This is a genomic window from Acetobacter orientalis, from assembly GCF_000963965.1.
Lineage (GTDB): Bacteria > Pseudomonadota > Alphaproteobacteria > Acetobacterales > Acetobacteraceae > Acetobacter > Acetobacter orientalis.
Genome location: NZ_BAMX01000017.1, coordinates 74,653 through 97,464, shown reverse-complemented (window position 1 = coordinate 97,464; position 22,812 = coordinate 74,653). Strand labels below are relative to the sequence as shown.

The window sequence follows — 22,812 nt, the reverse complement described above, 5'->3', positions numbered from 1 at the left end:
GGGTGTGGAGAATGGTGATGACTAGTCGTGCGCTTGCAATCTTCCTGCTTTTGGGTGTGGCTGCGTGCTCGCCTGACCATGTTATGCGTCAGCTGACGGGGCGTGAATGTAATGCAGGCTATATTCAAGAGGGCGAAGATTGGTGTGCGCCGCCAGAACGCCCGCCCGCACCGCAGCCTTACTGTACGCAAAGCTGGAATGGGGTAGATTGCTGGGCACGCCCAGACCTTATGCCTAATGTTGCGCGCAATGTGGCGGAAGGGCCGAGTGGCTTGACGCAAGATCAGAACGCACAACGCCTGAATATGCCGATTAATAAAATTCCGCCGACCAATTCTTACCAGCCTTGAGGCTGATTAAGAAAATTTAGGGCAAAGCCGCCGTTTTAGAAAAATGTTTCTGTTAAAGAAGCGGGTTAGCGGTAGGCGTAAGAGGCTCTGTATGATAGGTCGAGAGCGAACGTGTAGTATGGCCGGATGAGGAGGGCAGATGTCAGAATACTCCAGAGGTTGCCCGGCTTTTTACTGTGAAAAAGTGTTTATAGTCTGATGCAAAATTTGCTGGCAGGTCTTAAAGGTCTCGGACGCACGCGCTTACTTGCTTTGGGGGGCGCTGGTGTGGCCCTTATGGCTATGCTTGCTCTGTTTGTGTTTCGTGGCAGCACACAGCCCAATGCTTTGCTGTATAGTGACCTTGAGTTAAATGAATCTGCCGAGATGATGGATCATCTTGCTAAGTCGCATATTTCTGCGACAACAGGGCAGGATGGAACAAGCATTTACGTACCGCGCGATAAAGTTGCCAGTGCACGGTTGTTGCTTGCCAAAGACGGCCTGCCAAGTGGTGGTGCAGTCGGGTACGAATTGTTTGATAAAAGCGGCACGCTGACAAGTACGCAATTTGAACAGTCTATTAACGAAACCCGTGCTATGGAAGGCGAGCTTGAGCGCTCTATTCGCCTGCTGCATGGTGTACGTAATGTGCGTGTGCATTTGGTTTTGCCGCGCCGTGACCTGTTCTCGAGCCAAACCAGCCCCTCTCAGGCAAGCGTTATACTGGATATCGGGCGGTCTGGGCGCATGGGGCCAGATGGCGTGCTGGCTATTCAAAATCTGGTTTCTGCCGCAGTGCCCGGCTTGAAAAGCCAAAATATCTCTATTGTTGATACACGCGGCGATGTGCTGGCTAAACCCGGTGACCCAGATAGTGCTGCCGGGCAAGAAAACACGCTAGAGAAAACGCGTATTGCTGAAGAAGCCCGATTGTCTCAGGCTGTGGAAGATATGCTGATCCCGACTTTGGGGATGGGGCATGTGCGCGCCCGCGCTGCGGTTACAATGAATACGGATGAAATTCATGAAACGCAGGAAAGTTACGACCCGAACGAGCAGGTTTTACGGTCTCAGCAAACCACATCAGACAAGAGTGTGAATACAGAGGCAAACACCAATACCTCTGTTGGCAATAACCTGCCTAATGCTAATGCGAACCAAGACAATAAAACTGGCTCGACCAACGACCGGGAAGAGGAAACCAATAACTACGAGATAGGAAAGCGCACGCGCGTTGTAAGCCAGACACGGCCCCGTGTTTCTCGTGTGAGTTTGGCGGTGATGGTTGATGGAGCCATGGCGCCCGATAAAAACGGCAAACAAGTTTGGCACCCCTTAGATGCAGCTGAAATAGAGCGCATTAGCACCTTAGCTAAAACTGCTATTGGTTATGATAAAACGCGTGGCGACGAAGTGCAGGTTGTCTCTATGCGGTTTATGGCTGATGGCGGCATGAGCTTGGCTTCTGACCATGACAGCCTCTTTAGCCGTGATACTCTCATTTATCTGGCTGAATGGGTTGTGCCGATTGTGCTGGCTCTTGGCGCTATCTTTATTGGTTTGCGGCCAATGTTGCGCCGTGGTGGGGTGCAGGCTTTGGTACAAGCCGGCCAGCAGGCATCTGCGCAGTTGGTTGCCGGTGCGGGTGGTACGGTGTCTGGCGCAAATGGCCAATTGGCCGGTGCTGGTGGTAATGCCGGTTTGCTGGCTGATGATAATGCCACAGTGAACGTGGACGGTATTGAAGGTAAACTGCGGCGCGAAGCTGTGAAGAAAGTTGCAGACCGCTTTGAAGATAACCCTGATGAGAGTGTGCTGATTATTCGCAGTTGGCTTGAAGCTGTGCCAACAAAGAAGAAAGAGGCGTAGGTTGTGGCTGAACCTTTGTCTTCTGCGCAGCGGCTTTCCAGATTGTTTTATGAGTTGGAAGACTTTGGTGCGCCGCCACCCAAGCCTGTTGCGCCGGTAGTTGAGACTGAAGAGGCACCAGAGGAAAAAGAGCCCGAACCAGACCGGGTTTCTCTATTACAGATTGAGTTTGATGCCCACATTGCCGCCGCGCGGCAGGAAGGGATAGCGCAAGGCAGAGCAGAGACAGAAGAGGCTTTGCGTGCGCAGTACGAGGCATATGTGGCCACACTGGTTGATGGGTTGCGCCAAGAAAACCAGCGCCGTTATGCCGTGGTTGAGCAAGCGGCCGATGCCTTTGTGCAAACTGTTGTTGAGAGTGTTACCCAACTCACCCAATTACCCCCTGAAGTGTTGCAAGGGGTGCAACGTAATTTAGTTGCTGATGCGGCAGACTTTGTCAGAGAATGTGAAGGGCGCGTTAGGGTTGTGTGTAGTGCGCACGATGCCCCTTTGCTAAAAGGTATTCTTGGCGAGGATGCGGAGAGTGAGATAGACGTGCAAGAGGACGTTGCGGCGGGTAATATCCATATTGTCACCGCAGGGAATTCTATTTTGATTGATACGCAGCAGTGGCAGCACGCGGTTTTAGAAAAATTGGTTAAGACAGTTACGGCTCTTGCTCAGCAAGGTATGAGCAAAGAAGAAAGCAGGCGAGTAGAACCATGAGCACAGAGAATAACGGTATTGGTTTAGAAGATTTTGCGACAAGTGCTGCGGAGCAGGCTGCCCCTGCCGCCCCGAGTGCAGAGGCGGGTGAGCAGGACGCAAAAGTAAATGCTGCCAGCGAGCAAATGGAAGCGATGTATGAAATACCGGTGAAAATTACCGCTATTATCGGTACAGCTACGATGCCTGTTAACCAGTTGCTCAAACTCGGCCGTGGCGCGGTGGTGGAGCTTGACCGGAAATTGGGTGAAGCGGTTGATATTTACGCTAATAACCGTTTGATTGCGCGTGGTGAGGTTGTGGTGGTTGATGACAACCATATTGGCGTGACCATGACCGAAATTCTGTCTTCTTCTCCGGCAGCTAGCTAAGGGGTTAGCGCGTGTCAGCACATACGGCAGGTATGGCGTATGGGGCAGGGAGCTTTGTTTCGGTTCTGCTCTCTCTTGCCTCTCTCGTTATTGTTGTGGTGCTGATTTTACTAAGCCGCCACGGTTTAAAATTTGCCCAATCTTACCTACAGCGGGGCCATAAAACGCAAGATTTGGCGGTGGTGGAAAGCATTATGCTCGACCAGCGGCGGCGTTTAAGCCTTGTACGCTGTGGGAGTAAGCGCGGTGTTATTTTAACCGGTGGGGGTAATGACCTCTTTTTGGGGTGGTTGGGTGAGGGGGACGTATTCGCTCCGCCCTGCGCTGAAAGTAGCCAAACCGCAGAGCTGGTGCGTAGTGAGTGAGCCAAAAATTAATATGATAATAGCGCGTGACATATGCTCAAGCTGGCGCAAGCATGCGGCTTTGGTTTTTGTGCTGGCACTAGCCGCTTTGCTCTTGCCAGAATGTGGTTATGCGCAGTCTCTTACCTTGGATATGGGGAAAGGGGCAACGGATGTTGGTACAACAAGTCACTTAATTCAGTTAACGGCGCTTATTACCGTTTTGTCTTTGGCGCCTAGCCTGTTGGTTATGGTAACGGCCTTTACCCGTATTATTGTGGTGTTGTCTTTGTTGCGTGGGGCTTTGGGGGCGCAAGGTACCCCCCCTAATACGGTGCTTATTGGTCTGGCGTTGTTTTTGACCTTTTTTGTGATGCAGCCCACGTTTGAGATGTCTTGGGTGCAGGGTATTGCCCCCATGCTTGATGGCCGTGTGGACGAAATGGAAGGCATAAAGGCAGCGATTGAGCCATTTAGAGGGTTTATGTTGGCTAATGTGCGCCCTGTTGATTTAACGACGTTTTACCACCTTGCTAACTTGCAGCCTGCGACTGTGCCCGCTGAAACGCCGTGGCGCGTTCTAATGCCTGCGTTTATGATTGGTGAGTTGAGCCGTGGTTTTGAAATGGGCTTTTTGCTGTATTTGCCCTTTTTGGTGATAGATATTGTGACCTCAAGCGTTTTGATGAGCTTGGGTATGATGATGTTGCCGCCTGCGACTATTTCTCTGCCTTTCAAACTTATTTTCTTTGTTATGGTTGATGGGTGGCAAATGGTGGCCGGTGGTTTGGTGCGCAGTTTTGGCAGTTAGCGGAAGCAGGTAAGGTCTGTTTCATTCATAATTTTTATGAATATTGCTGTATAATTTGAGTTTGATTTTAGATTGCGCTGTAAAACTTCAAAATATTTACATGAACTATCCTAATTTTAAATTTAGTTAAGAGACGGATTGTATTTTGAGGAGTATTAAAGGCTGCATAATAGCAGCCAGTGTCATTGCGTGGCTCGCGGTCTTGGACAACGAAGGGACATCGCACTTCACATGCTTAAGTGGCTGTATAGAGACGCACCATTTCGCGTAAAAATTAGGTTTGTGATGATGTTTCTGGAGATCTATCTGATGCTCCAGATTGTTATCGAAGCCATTGGGTATTGGGTGCACGAACCCATACAGCACATGTTCCTTATGAATATGGGTGCGCTTGGGTTTGGGCAGATTGTTGTCTTTTTTATATGGCGAATGTTGACTAGCGTTTTGGCCGCTCCGGTTGAAAGGTTGGCCGATGTTGGTGACCAGCTTGCCCGAGGTGAGCGCATAGAGCAGCAAAAGCTGCTGGCGACAGTGCCATTTCTGGAAAGCAAAGACTGCGTTGGCCGCTTGTCCCGTGTTATGCTCAAATTTGCTGAAGGTCTGCGTGAGCAGATGGAAGCGCAGGCACGTTTGCAAACAATGGCAGGAGAAATTCAGCAGTCATTGGAGCGCAGCCAAGAACGCGATAAGCAAACACATGCTGTTATTGATGTTTTGCGTAATTCTCTTTCTGAAATGGCGCAGGGTGATTTGCGGCAGCGCATTGATTCCCCCATGTTTGATGGCGAGTTTGCGCCCTTGCGTGAAGCCTTTAATGAGTCCGTTACGCGTTTGAGCGAGGCTTTGCAGGCGGTTACCAGTAACTCGCAATTAATTGCGACAGGTGCCAGCGAAATTTCGACAGCGTCTGACGACTTGGCAAAACGTACAGAAAAGCAGGCCGCTAATTTGGGGCAGGCAACAGCCACGGTGCGTACGATTACAGAAGGCGTGCAGCGTAATGCGAAAGCGTGTGGTGAGGCCTCGGTAGAAACGCAGCAAGCGTTAGAGAAAGCCTCAGCCGCGACTGGGGTTATGGCTGACACAACCAAAGCTATGGACGGAATTAAACATTCCTCTGATGCAATTGGCGAAATTATTTCTGTTATTGATGGGATTGCGTTCCAAACCAACGTTCTGGCTCTGAATGCTGGCGTAGAGGCCGCACGTGCAGGTGATGCTGGGCGGGGCTTTGCGGTTGTGGCGCAAGAGGTACGCTCGCTTGCTGAGCAGTCAGCTAAATCTGCTAACGAAATTAAACGCCTTATTTCTGTTTCTGCCGAGCAGGTGCGCAAAGGGGTGGATCTGGTTATTCAGACCGACCATTATTTGCACGAAGTAGCCGGGAGCACCCAAAATATTGCACGCCGTGTGTCTGAAATTTCGGTTTCTACACAAGAGCAAGCTAAGCGTTTGTCTGAAATGTCGTCTTCCATCAGTGATATGGACCAAGTGACACAGCAAAATGCAGCCATGGTTGAGCAAACAACGGCGGCCAGCCACAATCTGACAATTGAGACCAGAACGCTGGCGCAAACTCTGAGCACGTTTAGAATTGGTGGTATGTCGCAGCGTACTATGAGCCAACCTGCGCCTTATGATTTTGCGCCATTGGCAAAACCACAAAAACACCCTGTTATGCCTGCCTTGGCCGCAGCTTTACCCACCAGTTCTTCTGATGAAGGGTGGGAGGAGTTCTAATGGCGGGAGATTTTTCTGCCATTGAAGGGGCAAGTCTTTGCCTGCTGCCTGAAAGGTTAGATACTGCTGCCGCGCCTGCGCTTAAAGCCTTGCTAGAGCAAAGTAAGGCTCAAGCCGAGGGGGGGGTGTTACAGCTTGATGCAACGCAGGTAACCTATGTAGGCGGCTTGTGTTTGCAAATATTACTGGCCAGCCAGTGTTCTTTTGTTGGGGTTTCTGAGGCAGTGCGGGAGGCTTATGGTCTTTTTGGTGTTAATGCCTATTTGACTGCCCCTTGTGCCGTGTTGGAGAAGAAAGCCTAAAATGACCACCCAACAGGAAATTCGTGTTCTTACTGTAGATGACTCCCCCACAATCCAGATTATGCTGCGTAAAGCGCTTGAAGAGGCGGGGTATAATGTCATTCAAGGCTGTGACGGGGTAGAGGGCTTGGAAAAGCTGCAAGAAGCGGCCCCCCCACCAGCGGTTATTATTACAGATATTAATATGCCACGCCTTGATGGCTTTGGCCTTATTGAAGCTGTGCGCAAGCAAGAAGCCTATAAGCATATTCCTATTTTGGTATTAACAACAGAAAGCGACCCAGAGAAAAAACAGCGGGCAAGGCAAGCTGGGGCAACAGGGTGGATTGTAAAACCATTTAGTGCTGAGGCATTGGTTGCTGCTATCCGCCGTGTAACAGCCTGAACCGGGAGGGGCGGGATGAGCGATAGTATGGACGAAATTCTTCTCGTCTTTTTTCAGGAATGTGACGAACAGCTTCAGGAGTTAGAGCGTGGCCTTTCTGCCCTTGAAGGGGGCGAGACAGACCATGACACGATTAATGCTATTTTCCGTGCGGTGCATTCGATCAAAGGCGGTGCGGCCTCATTCGGCTTAGAAAACCTTGTACGGTTTGCACATATTTTTGAAACGTCTCTTGATGCACTGCGCTCTGGTCGTGTGCAACCCACGCATGATGTGATCAAGATTTTACTTAAAGCGATGGACGTTTTGAGTGACTTGGTGACAGAGGCTAAAGGGGGTGCTGGTGTTGACGCCGCGCGTGTGGCGGAAAGTCAGACATCGCTTGAAACATTGCATGCCAAAGAAGACGCACCAGACAGCGCGGACAGCCTGATACCCGCTGATTTTGAGCCTGTAGCGTTTGATTTTACCCCTGTGCCGATCGATTTTGAGCCAGTACCAGTCAGTTTTGACTTTGGTGATGAGCCGACGACAGAGGGAGGCGATGGTGCTGATACCGCGCTGCCCATACAGGTAACGTTTTGCCCCCATAAAGCACTTTATGAGCGGGGTGATGATGCAAGAAACCTGCTTATTGGCCTAAGAGACCTTGCGGCTGATGCCCAAGGCGAGGCTGAGATCAGGTGTGATGTCTCGCACCTTCCGGTATTAACAGAGATAGAGGCCAGTGAGCCTTGCCTGTCTTGGTGTGTGGTTTTACCCGCAACGGTAAGTGAAGACAGTATTCATGCTGTGTTTGATTGGGTGAGTGATGTTTGTGACATTACCATAAGCCGTGGCACAGGCTCTGGCCCAGATGATGGGGGCGGGGCAGGTAAACCGCAACCAGAACACAGCACACCAGAAGATGCGGTCGAACCTGAAACTGACGTTAACGGCGTTGTTGCTCCAGAGGTTGAGCCTGTTGCGGCGGTAGGAAGCCCTGCGTCTTTTAGTGCACCTCTGGTCGTTACAGAGGTGCAGCCCCCAAAAATTGAGCCTGCTGGTGTTAAGGTTAATCTGGCTGCCCCTCCTGCGGTCTCGGGCCAGAAAGGGGAGCGGGGAGCGGTTAAAAAGCGGGTTGAGCAAGCTTCTATTCGTGTTGATTTGCAGCGCGTTGACGAACTGATGGACTTGGTGGGGGAACTGGTTATTGCGCAGGCCACGCTCGAAACTGTCGGCTTGCAACATGATGCCAACAGCGAGCAGGAAATGGCACGCCGTATTAACAGCATGCGAACGCTGACGCGGGATATTCAAAATGCAGTTATGGCGGTGCGTGCGCAGCCGGTTGGCAGCGTGTTTCAACGCATGCAGCGGGTGGTGCGAGAGGCCTGTTCTTTAGCGCATAAAGATGTGGCATTGGTGGTGGAAGGGGAGGATACCGAGGTTGACCGTACCTTGGTCGAAAAACTTTCTGACCCCCTTACGCACATGCTGCGTAATGCGGTTGACCATGGTGTAGAAGCGCCAGAAGCGCGTTTGGCAGCAGGTAAGCTAGAGCAGGGGCGTATTTTACTTTCAGCCAGCCATCGGTCTGGCCGTATTTTAATAACAATACAAGATGATGGCGCTGGCATTAACCAAGCCCGAGTGCTCGAAATTGCGGTTAAGCGTGGCATAGTGGCCCCAGATGCCACTTTGAGCGAAGATGAAATTAACAATCTGATTTTTGCCCCTGGTTTCTCAACCGCGTCTAGCGTGTCTGACCTTTCTGGCCGTGGGGTGGGCATGGACGTGGTTAAGCAGGCCATATTGGGCCTTGGTGGGCGTATTAGCATTACAAGTGTGCCCGGAAAGGGCACCACGTTTTGCTTGAGTTTGCCCCTTACCCTAGCCGTGCTGGACGGCATGCTGGTTATGGTTGCGGGTACAACTATGGTGGTGCCGGTTTCCTCGGTTGTGGAAACGCTGATGGTGCATAAGCGCGATATGTACACCATGCCAGATGGGCGTGTTGTTATTTCTATACGCGGTGTATGCATGCCATTGCTGGTGCTGGCAACAGAGCTTGGTTTGCAAGAGGCCAAAGGTTACAGCATTCCCGAAAAAGCCGTTATTCTTGTTGTTGAAAGTGAAACCGGCGCACGGGTTGCTTTGGTTGTTGAAGACATAAAAGACCAAGCGCAAGTTGTTATAAAAAGCATGGAAAAAAATTACCGCCAGATACCCGGTGTTTCTGCCGCGACTATTTTGGGGGATGGTAGTGTGTCTCTCATTTTAGATGTGCCTGCCTTGGTGGCCTCAACCACAGAACGGGCAGATGGGCGCTTGGCGGAGCCTGCTTCAGGTATCGCGGCTTAACTTACGCACAACACGCATTCAAAAAACAAACCAGACAGGCCAGTTGCAGCATGGATAAAGACGTGAATACAGGTGAGACTCAACTGGTAAAAATGATTGTTTTTGCCGTAGGTGAGCAGGAATATTGCATTCCTATTTTAAGTGTACGTGAAATTAGGGGCTTGGAGAAAACAACCCCCCTGCCATTTGCGCCCCCTTATGTGTGTGGTGCCATTAATTTACGCGGTATTATTCTGACCGTTATTAACCTTGCGACTTACCTTAATGTAGCCCCAGAGCCAGAAAACCCGCGGCGTGTTGTGGTTATTATTGAAGCCAGTGACGGTACCGTATGCGGCCTGCTGGTTGATAGGGTTATTGATATGGCAGACATTAAACCCAGTGATATTCAGGTTGTTGCTGAAAAAGGCCATAGCCTGAGCGGCCTTGTCATGATTGGTGAGCGCATGATTGGCGTTTTGAAGCTAGACGTTATTGCGCACGAACTCATTAACGGCATGCAAGCAGAATGAGCGCGACAGATGCACTGCTAGAAGAAAACTTTACGACGGCTGATTTTGAAGTTGTAAGACGGATAGCGCATGAAAAAGCTGGAATTTATTTTCCGGAATCACGCAGTACGCTTGTTTTTTCACGTCTTTCACGTTTGGTGCGTGAGAGTGGCTTAGTGTCGTTTTCTGCTTATCTGGATTTTGTGCAAAGCCCGGCTGGGCTTGTTGCAATGGATGAAATGATATGCGCGCTTACAACCAACGTGACAGGCTTTTTTAGAGAACGAAAACATTTTGTGCACCTGGAAGAGGAGGTGCTGCCACGCCTTGCTGAGGGTGTAAGGCAGGGCAGGCGGGGGCGTATATGGTCGGCTGCGTGCTCAACCGGGCAGGAACCTTGGAGCATTGCTATGTCTGTGCTCTCTGTTTTTCCTGAGGCACCGCAGCATGATGTGCGTATTCTGGCAACAGACATAAACTCTCAGGTGGTGGCGCAAGCCCGTGCAGGTGTTTACCCAGACGAAGAAACATCGGCTATTTCTGCAGCGCAAAAAGCCCGGTTTATGCGCACTGAAGGTGCTGCTTCTGTGCAGTTTGCCGGGCCTATTACACGGCTACCCGTCTTTAAGGTGCTCAATTTGAATGCTGAGTGGCCAATGCGGGGCCTGTTTGATGCTATTTTTTGCCGTAACGTTGTGATCTATTTTGACGAGCAAACCCGGAACAGGTTGTGGCAGAGGTTGGCAGATAAGCTGGAATATGGCGGCTTTTTATATATTGGCCATTCAGAAAAAATAGCGTGTGCGCGGCAATGCGGTTTGGAGCAAGTACTGCCCACAATTTACGAAAAAAGGCATTAAGGGATGGAGCGCCCGGTTAAAGTTTTAATTGTTGATGACTCTCGTACCATGCGCGCTCTTATTCGGCGCACGCTTGAGAAAGAGCCGGGGCTTGTGGTGTGTGCAGAAGCCGCAAACCCGATTGAAGCGCGTGACCTGATTATACGCGACCAGCCTGATGTTATTACCCTTGATGTTGAAATGCCGTGTATGAACGGGTTGCAATTTCTTGATAAAATTATGCGCCTGCGGCCCATACCGGTTGTTATGGTTTCTAGCTTAACCACTAAAGGGGCAGAAACTGCGATTGCTGCTTTGCAGATGGGGGCTTTTGACTGTTTTCCCAAACCAGAATGCAGCTTTGGCGGAGAGGCCTTTGCTGGGCTGGCACGGCTGGTAAAGCAGGCCGCACAGTCACGCCCTAGCCGTGCACAGGCGCACTGTACGGCCGCGCCACACCCGCCTTCTGCATGGGGTAACGACTTTGCTCTGGTTGCTATTGGTGCTTCTACGGGTGGGGTAGAGGCAATAGAAAAAGTTCTTTCTGGTTTTCCGGCGGGTGGGCCGCCTATTGTTATATGCCAACATATGCCCAAGCTCTTTACCGCGAGTTTTGCGAAAAGGCTTGACCACACGCTTAGCGCACTTTCGGTTGCGGAATCTGAAAATGGTGAGAGGTTGGCCCCCGGTATGGTGCGTATTGCCGCCGGAGGGGAGCAGCATACTGTTGTTGAGCGTTATGCTGATGGGTTGCGCACCCGCTTGGTAAAAGCACCACCGGTCAATGGGCATTCGCCTTCTGTTGATGTGTTGTTTGACTCAGTTGCAGCCCAAGTGGGGCCTAATGCTTTGGGTATTTTGTTAACTGGCATGGGCCAAGATGGTGCCAAAGGCTTGTTGGCTATGCGGCAGGCTGGCGCTATGACCATTGCGCAAGACCATGATAGCTCGGTTGTTTACGGTATGCCGCGCGTAGCAGCCGAAATTGGGGCTGCCTGCCAAATTGTACCACTTAACCAGATAAGCCGAGCCGCTTTGTCTGCCTGCAAGAAATAACTGCGGCTTAACAGAAAAGCCGGTTGTCGTTTAAAAGCGTTTTGACTTGGCCCCTACGGGCCACATAGGGAAAGAGAAGAAAGACCATGCCCGCAGCCTCTCAGATTAGGGCTCTTATTGTTGATGACCAGTCTTCTATCCGGCAGATTTTGGCAAACAGTATGGCTGAAATTGGGTTTGTTAATGTTGCCCAGCGTAAAGACGGTAAAGAAGCCCTGCAATATTTGGCACAGAACCCGACGCATTTGGTTATTTCAGACTTTAACATGCCAGAAATGGACGGCTTGCAGCTTTTAAAGGCAGTGCGCGCTAACGCTGCAACGCAGAAAGTTGCGTTTATTATTTTAACAAGTGAAGCCAGCAAAGATTTGGTACAGGAAGCGATTAAGTCTGGCGTTAATAATTTTCTGGCCAAACCTTATACTGTTGCCAAATTGAGAGAGGTGCTTGAAAAGGTTTTTGGCCCTATCAAGTGATTGAGCCGTCTGACATAAGGCCAGTATTACTAAGTGAGGTTGTGGTAACGGCAGCCCCACAGACCGTGCTGGTAACGGGCTTGGGGTCTTGTGTTGCGGCGTGCCTTTATGACCCCATAGCCCGTGTAGGGGGCATGAACCATTTTTTGTTACCGTCTGGCACGGCAAAAAAGGGCGCAGGTTTGCAATTTGGTGAGCAAGCTATGCCAGCCCTTGTTAAGGCTGTTTTACAAGCCGGTGGGCAGCAGAGAAATTTGGTTTGCAAAGTGTTTGGGGGTGGTGCAGTGGTGCCGCTGCTTGACCAAATAGGCGAGGCCAATAGCCGCTATGTTATGCAGTATCTTGCGGATGCAGGTATTGCGTGCGTGGCAAAAAGCTTAGGGGGCCAGTCTGCACGGCGTATTCGTTTTTGGCCTGCGACAGGGCGTGTGCAGCATAGTTTTATAACAGACCATGTTGAAATGAAGGATATTCTGGAAACAGAAAAGTCAATTTCTGCTGTGTCTGGCGCTGTAAAATTTTAAGATCTCTTTAATGGAAAGAATATGACATGAAGCATAGCGATGAAACGATAGCAGTCCAGGATGTGGTTGTAAGAGTTGCCGCTTTGCTGGATACGGTTTTTGCTGATTTATCTGAGGCGCAGCAGGTTGTTTCTGTTTGCATAAGCAACCCCGGCAAAGCGCAAGAGGTGGATGTACAAGGCCTGCAAAAGCTTGATATTGCAACGCAAACTGTGCAGGCGGCGAGTGGTATTTTAAAAGACTTAGCGGCCCATACTCAACTGAACGCAGCGGGTACAATAACGCTGAAAGAGCTCTATGGCTCTGCTGCACTTGGGCATGTGGTGCAGGTTTTGCATAATGGGGCCGCTCGCTCTGAAACAGAAGCAGCCGGAGACGTTGAGCTCTTTTAAAACGTGTTGTTACGTTGGTAAGGTCAGTAACCGCCGTGCCAACACTGTAGGGTTAAGAGAGACAAGCCCGCCCACAATATTAGACGAGCAGCTGCCGTAGGTTAGGCTTAGCCCGCATGCTGCTGCAGCAATAATGCCGCCAACACGACCTGCTTGATCCATTTTGCTGGCCACCATAGTTGTGGCACCGCATTCGGCAAACATTTCACCAATATCAGCTGATTCTTCAGCATCTAGCCCAGCGGGCAGCACCAGAGAAAGGTCAGCCCCTAATATATCGACCATTTGCATCATTTTAGACATGCTGAGCGCAGAATAAACGCAAATGCCGGGTAGGTCACACAGTACGGGTTGGCCTTCGGGGCGTGCATTAAGGGCGGCTGCTACGTTTTCTGGCGTTCTGGCTACGACAACCTCAATGTTAAAGGGTTGCACCAACGCGCTGAGTTTGGCCAAGCTGCCTGCGTTATGGTCACAGGCTATAATAAGGGGGGGGGTGCCATTAAGGGCGTTTTGCGCAGCAAGTTTTGCTAAAACTAACGTTTTGCCAGAACCAGAGGCACCGCCAAAAGCCAAAGGTGCAGAAACAGCATCTTGCAATGGAGTAAAATTAAGAACTTGCTCCAGACCTTCTGCTAAAGATGCACCAGCTAAAGCGTCTATCAAAGGGTAAGGGACAGAGTGCCAGCGCAAAATGTCTTCTACTGTTAGGTGAGCAACAGGAAGATCTATGCCATGAGCAGGAGCGCTCTCTGTTTCTTGAGGTGCCGATGAAGCCGTAAGGTCGTGTGGCATATCTTGCATCGGAGTAGGGTTCCCGTTCTGGCTCTTGTCCTGCATTAGCTGATTGTCGCTACGGTTTTAATACGTGCGCGTGGGTATATCTCAGATTGAGACAGAACCGAAATGGAAGGGCGAACACGTTCTACAATAGCGCGCATGGAATCCCGTACTGGTGTGGACACAACAATGACCGGAATTTCGCCATTGCTGGATAACGCGTTAAATGTATCGCGCAGTTTACCCACAAAACTGTTGAGCATTGAAGGGGGCATGGCAAGACGTTTCTCTTCTGCGGGGCCAACTATATGTTTAATAAAATCAGCCTCCCATTCTGAAGACAGGGTGATGATGGGAATGCTGCCATCTTGCCCGGTAAGCGCATTACAAATTTGGCGGGCCAAGCGTACCCGCACATGCCCTGTTATGGCGGGTATGCCTTTAAGGCCCAGACTGTTCGCTTCCTGAATACTTTCAAGAATGGTTGGCAGGTCTCTGATGGAAACACGCTCGCTGAGCAGGGCTTGCAGTACACGCTGCACAGTATGAGCGAGACCTGAGAGGGAATAAGGTCGTTAACCAGTTTCTGTTGCTCACGCGGTAGGTCATCAAGCAGTGACTGCGTGGCAACGTAAGTCAGCAGATCTGGTAGGTTCTGGCGGATACATTCGCTTAAATGCGTAATAATGACGCTTGCAGGGTCTACCACGGTGCATTTGAGTGCTGTGGCCCGGTTTTTCTGTGCAGGAGTTATCCAGACAGCGGGTAGGCCAAAGGCTGGCTCTGTTGTGGCATCACCTTGCAATGCAGGGGCACCGCCAGAGGGGCTCATGGCAAGTAGTTTGCCCGGTTTTACCTGACCGGAGCCAATCTCAATTTCTTTAATTTTAATAACGTAGGTTTCAGACGGAAGGTGAATATTGTCCTGAATACGGACTGGTGGCGTGATAAAGCCCATTTCTGTAGCAACATTCCGCCTGAGTGCTTTGATTTGCTCAGCGAGTTGTGGGTTGTCCTCACTGGTGAGAGAAAGCAGGCCAAAGCCGAGTTCGAGCCGTAGCAGGTCGAGGCGCAAAATGTCAGAAATAGGAGCACTTGCGGGTTTGGGAGGAGCTTCAGTGATATCGCCATCGCTATCTTGAATTGGGGTTTTGTGGCGTATCCAAGCTCCAAAACCCGCGGCGGCTGAAATTGCGAGAAACGGAAAAGCAGGCAAACCCGGCATAATGGCAAAAAGGGCAGAGAGTACTGCGGCCACAGCTAGGGGTTTAGGGTTGCCGCCAAGCTGACGTACCAGTGCTACGTCTGCCGAGCCAGCAGTGCCGCCTTTGGTTACCACAATACCGGCAGCAGTAGAGACAAGAAGCGCGGGAATTTGTGATACCAGACCATCACCCACAGTGAGGGTGGTAAAGGTACTGGCGGCTTCGTTAATAGGCATGCCATGGCGTAAAACACCAATAGCCAAGCCGCCAACAATATTAATGGCGGTAATAATAATGCCTGCTATGGCATCGCCTCGGACAAATTTTGCAGCACCGTCCATGGAGCCATAGAAGGCGCTTTCTTCTTCTAATTCGCTCCGTTTTTTGCGGGCAATGCGGTCATTAATAGCGCCGGATGAGAGGTCGGCATCAATTGCCATTTGTTTGCCGGGCATTGAGTCGAGAAAGAAGCGAGCCGCAACTTCGGCAATACGGCCAGACCCTTTGGTGATGACCATAAAATTGACGACAAGCAAAATGGAGAAGACGATACCGCCAATAACGACGTCTCCTCCCATCAAGAAACCACCAAAGGCAGCAACGACATGCCCTGCGGCGTAGGTACCCTCGCTCCCGTGGCTTAAAATAAGACGGGTTGTGGCAATTTCGAGCGAAAGACGCAAAAGCGTTGTGAGCAAAAGCAGGGTTGGAAACGACGTAAAATCTAGCGGGCGCTCAAGAAAGAGTGCCACCATGAGAATAAGCACGGAGGAGGTAATAGAAAGTGAGAGACCAATATCGAGAATAAATGTGGGAAGCGGAATAATAAGAATAGACAGCAGGAGCACAACCCCCAAGGCCAGCCCAATGTCTGTGCCGGGTATGAGGGTGCGCCAAGGGAGTTCTTTCCAGCCACCTTGGCGGAGCATAGACGCAGAAAGAGTTAAATTGCGCGAAGTGGAAGCAAATTTCTGTCGTGCAAGAGCAACGCGGTTGGCTAAAGTGCCACCGGTGGTCTTGTTACCTGTCTTGCCGTCAGCGTTGTCCAAAAAAAGCGTTTCCTGTGCTCTCTCTTTTATTAAAGAGAAGTAATTTTTCTAACGGCAGAGGTTGGTTCTGCTGCCAACCTTGGTATGCTGGGCGCGAAAGTAATGTTATCATTTGGCAAGCGCAAGGTCATAGTCGTGTTTCGCGCGTGTGTAGGCGTAATTGCTGGCGATAAAGGTACAATGCTCTCGGGTAATGGTTTGAAGCCGGGGTAAGTTAGGAAGACGTTAAAATGCAGGGCGTAGAGATTAAAAGCACAAGCTTAGCAGACCTGATTGCCGCACAAGAGGAGCACGGAGACGCTTTTGCGCCAATGAATTATGCTGTGTGGCGTGCTGCATTACAGCAAGACCTAACCCCAGAAAATTTGGCTAAAGTGGGAGAGGCGTTCTTTGATAAATGGCAGGAAATAGAAGGGATTAAGCTGGTGCTTGAGACCGTTTCTGCCAACCCCAATGATTTTGTACTGACGATGGCAGCCGCGATCCTGCTCTTTCATCGGACGACACGTTACGATATAGTGGTAACCCTCCTTCGGAAGGCAGTGTTGCTGCGGCCAGAGATTTACCCGGCACAATTAATGCTGGCAGATGCCCTGCTTGTAAAAGACGATGTGAATGCGGCATGTGAGCAATTTGCAAAAACGCTTAAATTATTTCCCGAGCACAAAAAAGAAACCAACCGTAATCTAATTGTGCATTTGGTTGATTGTGGCTACCCAAGAGAGGCGCTGGATATAGCCAATACAGTGCTGACTGAAGATGGGCCAACCTCTACTTTGTTAAACGACATTGCGTGTGCAATGCAGCGCCTTAACCACTCCGACACGGCTCTTTCAGTTTATAAACAGGCGCTAGAGCTTGACCCTAATTGTGCAGCCAGTAAATTTGGGCATGCCGCAACTGCGCTGAAAAATGGTCAGTACGCGACAGGGTTTGTGGAATATGCAGGCCGCTCTCTGAAAATTACGCCAGCAACAAAAAAAATAGCAGACTTGCCACGCCTGATGCCCGGGCAGAATGTGGCGGGCAAAAAAATTATTTGCTACCAAGAGCAAGGTATGGGCGATACGCTCAATTTTTGCCGCTTTGCTCTTGTGCTGCGCGAGCGTGGGGCGGATGTTGCGTTGGCGGTTCCGCCTGCGTTAATCCGTTTATTTGAGCGTTCTTTTCCGGGTATCACGTTTTTCTCGACACTTGGTGAGATTGCGCTTGAGGGATTTGATTATAGCTCGCCCATTCCCGACCTGCCGGGGCTTGCTGGTGTTAAAAATGCTGCTGACCTGTTGGTCGCTAGCCCGTATTTAAAAGCTGACCCAGGAGAGGTCGAGAAATTTGGTGCCCTTTTGCCTGCGCGCAGACCGAGGGTGGGGCTAATTTGGGCTGGCGAGTGTCGTGCTAATGTTGCGGATTATTTGGCTGACCAACGGCGCTCTACAAAATTAAAAGAGATAGAAGAAGCCTTTGGGCCTATAGATGCGACATTGGTGTCTTTGCAGCTAGGAAAGCCGCGCGAGGAGCTGGCCGCATGGCAGGGGCAGCCTATTTTTGACCCGATGGGTGAGGTGCATGATATGGCTGATACCGCAGCCATTATGGAAAACCTTGATCTGATTATTTCGGTTGATACATCAACTGCGCATCTTGCTGGTGGGTTGGCGCGGCCTGTGTGGATGGTAAGCCGGTGGGATGCGTGCTGGCGGTGGGGCGATGACGGTGAAAGCACACCGTGGTACCCAACAATGCGCATTTTTCGGTCGCAAGAGCGGTCGTTTAAGCCTGTGTTGGCGCAGGTTGGAGCAGCTTTGCGTGAGTGGTGTAAAAACTGGCGTGCTTAAGTTGTTGGGGCTTGGACGCTTTTTTAAACTTAGGGTTAAGGCTGGTTTTGCCGCCTAATGGGTGGTGGCGTAGCTTTGTTTCTAGTGTGGTGCGCAGAAACGTTAGTGGGCAGTATAGCAAAAGCCTGACCGTTTAAGGTGGCTTTTGTGTCTGCTCTTGCTAAGGGCGGGTTAGTCTAGTGTGGGAGCGATGCTGTTAAGGGCATTAGCCCGTGCGATAGGAGAGGCGCGGTAGGAGGCTAAGGAGCGGCCTCTGACATTGCTGTTCATGCGCCGCGTTGGGGTGGGTTCTGTAAAATGTCTCCCGCCTTCAAAAGGGTGGAAGATATGTGGTGACCCAGAGGGCGTTGTGCCATCTGGGTTGCTTGGTGATGCGACCAAGATGGGGGTGTGCCTTACCTGCGGAATAACGGTGTGGAGTTGACTGGTCTGCCCGAAAGGGGCGTGTGCGTTAAGGCCGCTGGCGTCTTGCCGCCCATCTTGTGGAGTGGCCCAAGCTTCTAGCACTTTCCACTGGTAGGGGGTGCCAATACCCGGTGTTTGGGAATGGTAGGCTGCTGCGGCATGCGGCCAACTGCCAGTTTTTGTATAAAGCTGTAATAAAAATTGTCCTGCATAGTATGCATTGCGCACGGGGTCGAAGGCCATTTCTAGGTTTGCAAAGGCATCTGGGTGTTGTTGCAGGTTAACCTGCATGCAGCCTACATCAATGGAAACAATGCCTTGTTGGCGAAACAGTCCTACTGCTTCAATGGCTTCTGCTTTGCTGGCGTAATGGTGGCCAATGCCAGCGGCGTTCACAGTCCATGGCCATGCGAGAATGGAGCCGTCAGTGTCTATTTTGCCGCTTTCAACACGGCTCATGGCAGAAAGAAAGCCTTCGGGAATATGTTGGCCACGCTCAACCTGCTGCGTGGCACTGATGCATAAGTCGCTTTCGGGAGAGTGAGCGAAGGCTGTAGGGGCAGTAACCAGACTTAAAGCAAGGCTGAAAAAACAGAAACAAAGAGTCGTTTTTAAGAGCGGCGTAAGGCATGGCGGAGGGGCGGGCTGTTTCATCCGTGCTGCCTCGGTCATGAGTGGTAACCCTCTGGTTTCGTTGTAAAATAAACCCATGATAGGCGCTATGATTTGCCTAAGGGTTGCTCTTTCTTTTGTAAGGTTTCTGGTAGCATTTATTCTGGCTTTTGCTGTAACGCAAGCTGTGTGTGCTTATGTGCCGCCCATTATTGCGCTGGCATTGCAATTAGGCGGGGTGTTTTGTTATTCTACACACCTGCAACGTTACAGCTCTACCTCTGTGGTAAAAGGTGTGGCAAACGTGGAAGATGAGTGAATTCATGGCACACCGCCTTCAGGCGACCATTTCAGGCTCTTGTGTACCTGCTGATGGTAATTTCCCTAAACGTCAAGTCTGCTCTGTGCGTAAGGGGAGTGCCGCCTTATGGGCAGGGCGTGTTGTGCGTGGGGTGCTTGCCTTTGTGGTACTGCTGACGAGTATTCCGCTTGCGCGCCCGGCGCATGCCATTTCTGTCCGTATTAAAGATATTGTGGACTACGAAGGCGTGCGAGACAACCAATTGGTCGGTTACGGGCTGGTTGTAGGGTTGCATGGTACTGGGGATCGTCTGACAAATACGATCTTTACCCGTGAAACGCTGATTGGCATGCTAAACCGGTTGGGCGTTAATATTCGAGACCGCGAAATTCAGCTTCAAACACATGACGTAGCTGCTGTTATGGTAACGGCCACTTTGCCTCCGTTCTCTCATGGCGGGGGGCGTATTGACGTAACAGTCTCTGCTGTGGGTGACGCGCAAGACCTGACCGGTGGCACGCTACTGGTAACGCCTTTGCAAGCTGCTGATGGTGAGGTCTATGCGGTTGCGCAAGGGGCGCTGGTAACCAACGCGTTTACGGCAGGTGGGGCAGCGGCTTCGGTAACCCGTAATATCCCTACCAGTGCGCATATTGCCAATGGTGCGGTGGTTGAGCGTGAAGTGCCGGTTGTGTTGGGTATGAAAGGGGCAGTACACCTGTCTTTGCATAACCCTAATTTTACAACGGCTAACCGTATAGCTGACGCTATTAACCGGCATTTGGGCCGTAATTTGGCGCGTGTAGATGACCCGCGTACCATTATGGTTGACCTGACAGGACGAGATGCGGCCAGCACATTATACCGCATTGGTGACCTGACTGTGCAGCCTGATACTATGGCCAAAGTGATTGTGGACGAAGCAAGCGGCACAATTGTTATGGGTGATAATGTGCGCATTAGTACGGTGGCCGTAGCGCAGGGTAACTTGACCATTCAGGTAACCGAAACCCCCCAGATTTCTCAGCCCGGGCCGTTTTCAAATGGCACGACTGCTGTGGCGCCACGAACGGATATTGGTGTTTCAACCGACAACAATAAACGTTTGGGCATGCTGCGCGAGGGGCCAACGCTTGCCAGCCTTGTGGCGGGTATGAACGCACTGGGTATGGGGCCGCGTGATATGATTGGCATTTTGCAGGCCATTAAAGCAGACGGTGCTTTACAGGCAGATTTGGAAGTAAGGTGAGGAGCGCGACATGAGTGTAACGGGTGTAACGAGTTCCTCTTCTTCTTTTACGCAAATGACGCGTGAGGCGCAGGTGCAGAGTAAGGCCGCGACGACCAAGAGCTTTCAGTCTGAAGTTGATGGCAATTTGGCAGATAAAACTCGCCAAGCTGCCGTTGAGTTTGAGGGTGTAACCATAGGTGAGTTGCTGCAACCTATGTTTGATACCATTGACACTTCTGAAGGCATGTTTGGTGGTGGCGCAGCCGAGACGCAGTTTCGCTCTTTGCAAGTGCTGGAAATGGGTAAGCAGATTGCGAACTCAGGCGGTATTGGTATTGCAGATAGTGTCTATAAGCAGATGCTTAAAATGCAGGAAAAGGCACAGTCATGACGCAGGCTGCCCAGCTTTTGGCGTGCTTTGAAAAAGTGTGCAGTTGCCTGAAAGAAGAGAACAGCTTTTTGCAGGCCGATGACCTGACGCGCGTTGTTGAGGTTGTGCCGCGTAAGCAGGTGGCTATGCAAGAGCTTGAAGAACGGCTTGTAGCAGCGCGAGAAACCCCCGAAATATTGCAAAATGCAGAGGTTGAGCAAGCTGTAAGCCAGTTTAATGCTCTGGCCCAGATTAACCATCAATTGCTAAAAAAAGCGGTGGAAGTGCAGTCTGAAATTGTATCGCTTATTTTGGAAAATGTTGCGCAAGACCAGCGTTCTGGTTACGGCGCGTCTGGGCATTATGCCGTAAATAAAGATGTATCTGGGGCGTTTACGCTCTCTAGTGACGTTTGATAGGGCAGTGCGCCCGCTTTAACGTGCGGGTGCAGAGCATTATTTTACCATTCAGCGCCAATAACGTGTCTTGGCTGGTTGCCGCCGGGGTCTGCATTTGCAGACCAAGCGCTCCAGTCCCACCATGCTGTATCGCGCCTGTTTTCGGCTTCCATGCTGTGGAGCTCATCTAGCGCAGAGACGGGCTGTTTTTTCTTGTTTTGGGCCCGCGCATTATTGGTTTCACGCAAGTTCTGGTAAGCTGCCTCTGACCCCATATAAACACAGCCACACCCTATAGGGTCTGCATATAGATAGACCGGGCCAGAGGTTGAGGGGCGAAAGGTAAGTTGCCCAGGAGGGAGGGTATTCATCATAGCGTAACGGGCTGTGGTATCTGCCGGGCGAGCAATAAAGCCAGCTTGAGAGAGCAGAATGCCCTTGTTTAAATAGGGCTCAGCAGGTTGTGTGCAGGCCGTGAGCGTAAAGCCGGTTACAGCAAGGGCTGCCAGTTTTATGGCGTGGCCCCGTACTGTTGCTGTGCGTGGCTTGCGATGCTGCACCATCAGTGACTTCCTGCTTTGACTGTGGTCTGCACAGGGCAGCAAGAGCTGTGTGCCGGTAGCAGACAAAAAACCATGTGTATGGATACGCGTGCTGGGTGTGCTTGCCAAGGTGGAGAGCAAAGCTTTTTGTGCCTCTCCGCTCTTGGTGTTGGCGGCAGAATTGTTTGTGGCAATGCAACACCGAACTGTATATGCTTGTGCAACAATAGGGCTTAAGTGCTGTAAACCATGACGGCTATGTGGAGAAGGTGAAAGAGATGAGCATCAGTGGTATTTCCCCAGTGACGCAGTTTCTACAAGCGCAGAAAGATGAAGCAACATCTGCTGCCACTTATGCCAAAACAGATACGCTTACCCGGCGTGAAGTTACCTCTTTTGAGCAAGATGCGGCCTCTATTACCTCTGCCGATGGTTTAATGAAAAATTATTCTGCCTTGCAGGTGGTACTGGGTGCGTATGGCTTGGGCTCGATTGGTAACCAGACCGCCCTTATTAAAAAGCTGCTGACACAAGACCCGTCTTCTTCTACCTCTTTGGCAAAATCATCTGGTAATGCGCAATGGCTTGCATTTGCTGATGCATTTAAAACCATGGGTGAAAATGGTGGCACAGCAACGACCACGCCTTTTACCTCTGACGTTATTAGTTCGGTTGTGACCAAATTTCAGGAAACACAATACGAGGAATCGAAAGCCAACACTAAGTCTGGCGTTGGAAACGCGCTCTATTTTGTTCGTAGCATGACCAGCGACACAACACTTTCTGGCATTATGTCTAACTCTAAACTCTTGAACGTTGTTGAAACTGTTGAAGGGTTTGACCCAGACACTTTTGGAGCGTTGGATTACGACCAGCAGGTACGTATGCTGGGTGCAAAAATTGATCTAAAAGATTTCTCCTCTCCAGAAAAAATTCAGAAATACGCAGAAAAATACCTGCTTATGCTGCAAATTAACCCGCAAACACCAGATGAGCCAGCAAGCCTGCTTGACCTGTTTGGGGGTGATGATAGCGATGATGGGATCTTGGCACTATTTGGCGGCAGCAGCGATACAAGTACGTCTAGCCTGTTTTGATGCC

At 50.7% G+C, this 22,812-nt stretch carries 25 protein-coding genes and 1 pseudogene; 22 read left to right on the top strand and 4 right to left on the bottom strand.

The window, feature by feature from the left end:
* The first annotated feature begins 11 nt into the window (after positions 1-11).
* The 16 genes from Abor_RS07720 to Abor_RS07645 all read left to right on the top strand — a co-directional run bounded on the left by Abor_RS07720 (position 12) and on the right by Abor_RS07645 (position 12,983).
* On the top strand, positions 12-350 hold the full coding sequence (locus Abor_RS07720; protein ID WP_232015122.1) for a hypothetical protein: 339 nt from the start codon (positions 12-14) through the stop codon (positions 348-350).
* Positions 351-548: 198 nt separating this feature from the next.
* A complete protein-coding gene (gene fliF / locus Abor_RS07715) occupies positions 549-2,201 on the top strand; it encodes a flagellar basal-body MS-ring/collar protein FliF (protein WP_048841262.1) in 1,653 nt (550 codons plus the stop codon).
* A 3-nt stretch (positions 2,202-2,204) separates the two neighbouring features.
* Positions 2,205-2,909: a FliH/SctL family protein gene (locus tag Abor_RS07710; protein WP_048841261.1), complete on the top strand. Its 705-nt coding sequence runs from the start codon at positions 2,205-2,207 to the stop codon at positions 2,907-2,909.
* Positions 2,906-3,280, top strand: coding sequence for a flagellar motor switch protein FliN (gene fliN / locus Abor_RS07705; RefSeq protein ID WP_048841260.1), 375 nt, complete (start codon positions 2,906-2,908; stop codon positions 3,278-3,280). The genes Abor_RS07710 and fliN overlap by 4 nt, the downstream gene beginning before the upstream one ends.
* A gap of 11 nt (positions 3,281-3,291) precedes the next feature.
* Positions 3,292-3,645, top strand: a complete 354-nt coding sequence (locus tag Abor_RS07700) for a flagellar biosynthetic protein FliO (protein ID WP_126621110.1) — start codon at positions 3,292-3,294, stop codon at positions 3,643-3,645.
* A gap of 13 nt (positions 3,646-3,658) precedes the next feature.
* Positions 3,659-4,435 (top strand): flagellar type III secretion system pore protein FliP, encoded by a 777-nt coding sequence (gene fliP, locus Abor_RS07695; protein WP_048841331.1) that lies wholly within the window; start codon positions 3,659-3,661, stop codon positions 4,433-4,435.
* Between the two features lie 309 nt (positions 4,436-4,744).
* Complete coding sequence (locus Abor_RS07690; protein WP_232015121.1) at positions 4,745-6,175, top strand: methyl-accepting chemotaxis protein; 1,431 nt, start codon at positions 4,745-4,747, stop codon at positions 6,173-6,175.
* A complete protein-coding gene (locus tag Abor_RS07685) occupies positions 6,175-6,477 on the top strand; it encodes an STAS domain-containing protein (RefSeq protein WP_048841258.1) in 303 nt (100 codons plus the stop codon). Before Abor_RS07690 ends, Abor_RS07685 begins: the two co-directional genes overlap by 1 nt.
* A gap of 1 nt (position 6,478) precedes the next feature.
* A complete protein-coding gene (locus tag Abor_RS07680; RefSeq protein WP_048841257.1) occupies positions 6,479-6,862 on the top strand; it encodes a response regulator in 384 nt (127 codons plus the stop codon).
* A gap of 15 nt (positions 6,863-6,877) precedes the next feature.
* A complete protein-coding gene (locus Abor_RS07675; protein WP_048841256.1) occupies positions 6,878-9,205 on the top strand; it encodes a chemotaxis protein CheA in 2,328 nt (775 codons plus the stop codon).
* 50 nt (positions 9,206-9,255) lie between these two features.
* Entirely contained in the window at positions 9,256-9,717 is a 462-nt protein-coding gene (locus Abor_RS07670; protein WP_048841255.1) for a chemotaxis protein CheW, read from the top strand.
* Positions 9,714-10,556, top strand: coding sequence for a CheR family methyltransferase (locus Abor_RS07665; RefSeq protein WP_048841254.1), 843 nt, complete (start codon positions 9,714-9,716; stop codon positions 10,554-10,556). The genes Abor_RS07670 and Abor_RS07665 overlap by 4 nt, the downstream gene beginning before the upstream one ends.
* Before the next feature lie 3 nt (positions 10,557-10,559).
* On the top strand, positions 10,560-11,591 hold the full coding sequence (locus Abor_RS07660) for a protein-glutamate methylesterase/protein-glutamine glutaminase (RefSeq protein ID WP_048841253.1): 1,032 nt from the start codon (positions 10,560-10,562) through the stop codon (positions 11,589-11,591).
* Between the two features lie 86 nt (positions 11,592-11,677).
* Positions 11,678-12,067, top strand: a complete 390-nt coding sequence (locus Abor_RS07655) for a response regulator (RefSeq protein WP_048841252.1) — start codon at positions 11,678-11,680, stop codon at positions 12,065-12,067.
* Positions 12,064-12,591 carry a chemotaxis protein CheD gene (locus Abor_RS07650; RefSeq protein ID WP_084594428.1) on the top strand — a complete coding sequence of 176 codons (528 nt, stop codon included), beginning with the start codon at positions 12,064-12,066 and terminating at the stop codon, positions 12,589-12,591. The genes Abor_RS07655 and Abor_RS07650 overlap by 4 nt, the downstream gene beginning before the upstream one ends.
* Before the next feature lie 26 nt (positions 12,592-12,617).
* Positions 12,618-12,983, top strand: coding sequence for a hypothetical protein (locus Abor_RS07645; RefSeq protein WP_048841251.1), 366 nt, complete (start codon positions 12,618-12,620; stop codon positions 12,981-12,983).
* 9 nt (positions 12,984-12,992) lie between these two features.
* Here Abor_RS07645 and Abor_RS07640 read toward each other — a convergent pair whose 3' ends face one another.
* Both Abor_RS07640 and flhA read right to left on the bottom strand, forming a co-directional pair.
* The gene (locus Abor_RS07640; RefSeq protein WP_048841250.1) at positions 12,993-13,787 is read right to left on the bottom strand and encodes a P-loop NTPase family protein; all 795 of its coding nucleotides are present in this window, start codon (positions 13,785-13,787) and stop codon (positions 12,993-12,995) included.
* 35 nt (positions 13,788-13,822) lie between these two features.
* Positions 13,823-15,897, bottom strand: a pseudogene (flhA, locus tag Abor_RS07635) (flagellar biosynthesis protein FlhA).
* Positions 15,898-16,247: 350 nt separating this feature from the next.
* Between flhA and Abor_RS07630 the strand changes: the two are divergent.
* Entirely contained in the window at positions 16,248-17,852 is a 1,605-nt protein-coding gene (locus Abor_RS07630; RefSeq protein WP_048841249.1) for a tetratricopeptide repeat-containing glycosyltransferase family protein, read from the top strand.
* A 171-nt stretch (positions 17,853-18,023) separates the two neighbouring features.
* Here the strand turns inward: Abor_RS07630 and Abor_RS07625 are convergent, their stop codons facing one another.
* The gene (locus Abor_RS07625; RefSeq protein WP_232015120.1) at positions 18,024-18,929 is read right to left on the bottom strand and encodes a lysozyme family protein; all 906 of its coding nucleotides are present in this window, start codon (positions 18,927-18,929) and stop codon (positions 18,024-18,026) included.
* Positions 18,930-18,978: 49 nt separating this feature from the next.
* On the opposite strand from Abor_RS07625, the gene Abor_RS07620 reads away from it, so the two are divergent.
* From Abor_RS07620 to Abor_RS07605, 4 genes are read left to right on the top strand one after another with little or no spacing between them, the layout of a single operon-like run.
* The gene (locus Abor_RS07620; protein ID WP_126621106.1) at positions 18,979-19,188 is read left to right on the top strand and encodes a hypothetical protein; all 210 of its coding nucleotides are present in this window, start codon (positions 18,979-18,981) and stop codon (positions 19,186-19,188) included.
* Positions 19,189-19,192: 4 nt separating this feature from the next.
* Positions 19,193-20,419 (top strand): flagellar basal body P-ring protein FlgI, encoded by a 1,227-nt coding sequence (locus tag Abor_RS07615; protein WP_084594438.1) that lies wholly within the window; start codon positions 19,193-19,195, stop codon positions 20,417-20,419.
* Positions 20,420-20,429: 10 nt separating this feature from the next.
* Positions 20,430-20,792, top strand: coding sequence for a rod-binding protein (locus Abor_RS07610; protein WP_084594426.1), 363 nt, complete (start codon positions 20,430-20,432; stop codon positions 20,790-20,792).
* Complete coding sequence (locus Abor_RS07605) at positions 20,789-21,187, top strand: hypothetical protein (protein WP_048841247.1); 399 nt, start codon at positions 20,789-20,791, stop codon at positions 21,185-21,187. Before Abor_RS07610 ends, Abor_RS07605 begins: the two co-directional genes overlap by 4 nt.
* A gap of 44 nt (positions 21,188-21,231) precedes the next feature.
* On the opposite strand, the gene Abor_RS07600 is transcribed toward Abor_RS07605, so the two are convergent.
* A complete protein-coding gene (locus Abor_RS07600) occupies positions 21,232-21,732 on the bottom strand; it encodes a hypothetical protein (protein WP_052946389.1) in 501 nt (166 codons plus the stop codon).
* Between the two features lie 257 nt (positions 21,733-21,989).
* Between Abor_RS07600 and Abor_RS07595 the strand changes: the two genes are divergently transcribed.
* On the top strand, positions 21,990-22,808 hold the full coding sequence (locus tag Abor_RS07595) for a DUF1217 domain-containing protein (protein ID WP_048841245.1): 819 nt from the start codon (positions 21,990-21,992) through the stop codon (positions 22,806-22,808).
* The last annotated feature ends 4 nt before the right edge of the window (positions 22,809-22,812 follow it).

Excerpts from the sequence above, each read along its gene's own strand:
- fliN (WP_048841260.1), top strand. The coding sequence starts at position 2,906 with ATGAGCACAGAGAATAACGGTATTGGTTTAGAAGATTTTGCGACAAGT.
- Abor_RS07675 (WP_048841256.1), top strand. The coding sequence starts at position 6,878 with ATGAGCGATAGTATGGACGAAATTCTTCTCGTCTTTTTTCAGGAATGT.
- Abor_RS07605 (WP_048841247.1), top strand. The coding sequence starts at position 20,789 with ATGACGCAGGCTGCCCAGCTTTTGGCGTGCTTTGAAAAAGTGTGCAGT.
- fliF (WP_048841262.1), top strand. The coding sequence starts at position 549 with ATGCAAAATTTGCTGGCAGGTCTTAAAGGTCTCGGACGCACGCGCTTA.
- Abor_RS07660 (WP_048841253.1), top strand. The coding sequence starts at position 10,560 with ATGGAGCGCCCGGTTAAAGTTTTAATTGTTGATGACTCTCGTACCATG.
- Abor_RS07670 (WP_048841255.1), top strand. The coding sequence starts at position 9,256 with ATGGATAAAGACGTGAATACAGGTGAGACTCAACTGGTAAAAATGATT.
- Abor_RS07685 (WP_048841258.1), top strand. The coding sequence starts at position 6,175 with ATGGCGGGAGATTTTTCTGCCATTGAAGGGGCAAGTCTTTGCCTGCTG.
- Abor_RS07595 (WP_048841245.1), top strand. The coding sequence starts at position 21,990 with ATGAGCATCAGTGGTATTTCCCCAGTGACGCAGTTTCTACAAGCGCAG.
- Abor_RS07690 (WP_232015121.1), top strand. The coding sequence starts at position 4,745 with ATGCTCCAGATTGTTATCGAAGCCATTGGGTATTGGGTGCACGAACCC.
- Abor_RS07625 (WP_232015120.1), bottom strand. The coding sequence starts at position 18,929 with ATGACCGAGGCAGCACGGATGAAACAGCCCGCCCCTCCGCCATGCCTT.
- Abor_RS07610 (WP_084594426.1), top strand. The coding sequence starts at position 20,430 with ATGAGTGTAACGGGTGTAACGAGTTCCTCTTCTTCTTTTACGCAAATG.
- Abor_RS07600 (WP_052946389.1), bottom strand. The coding sequence starts at position 21,732 with ATGGTGCAGCATCGCAAGCCACGCACAGCAACAGTACGGGGCCACGCC.
- Abor_RS07720 (WP_232015122.1), top strand. The coding sequence starts at position 12 with ATGGTGATGACTAGTCGTGCGCTTGCAATCTTCCTGCTTTTGGGTGTG.
- Abor_RS07615 (WP_084594438.1), top strand. The coding sequence starts at position 19,193 with ATGGCACACCGCCTTCAGGCGACCATTTCAGGCTCTTGTGTACCTGCT.
- Abor_RS07655 (WP_048841252.1), top strand. The coding sequence starts at position 11,678 with ATGCCCGCAGCCTCTCAGATTAGGGCTCTTATTGTTGATGACCAGTCT.
- Abor_RS07620 (WP_126621106.1), top strand. The coding sequence starts at position 18,979 with ATGATTTGCCTAAGGGTTGCTCTTTCTTTTGTAAGGTTTCTGGTAGCA.
- Abor_RS07665 (WP_048841254.1), top strand. The coding sequence starts at position 9,714 with ATGAGCGCGACAGATGCACTGCTAGAAGAAAACTTTACGACGGCTGAT.
- Abor_RS07680 (WP_048841257.1), top strand. The coding sequence starts at position 6,479 with ATGACCACCCAACAGGAAATTCGTGTTCTTACTGTAGATGACTCCCCC.
- Abor_RS07645 (WP_048841251.1), top strand. The coding sequence starts at position 12,618 with ATGAAGCATAGCGATGAAACGATAGCAGTCCAGGATGTGGTTGTAAGA.
- Abor_RS07630 (WP_048841249.1), top strand. The coding sequence starts at position 16,248 with ATGCAGGGCGTAGAGATTAAAAGCACAAGCTTAGCAGACCTGATTGCC.
- fliP (WP_048841331.1), top strand. The coding sequence starts at position 3,659 with ATGATAATAGCGCGTGACATATGCTCAAGCTGGCGCAAGCATGCGGCT.
- Abor_RS07640 (WP_048841250.1), bottom strand. The coding sequence starts at position 13,787 with ATGCAAGATATGCCACACGACCTTACGGCTTCATCGGCACCTCAAGAA.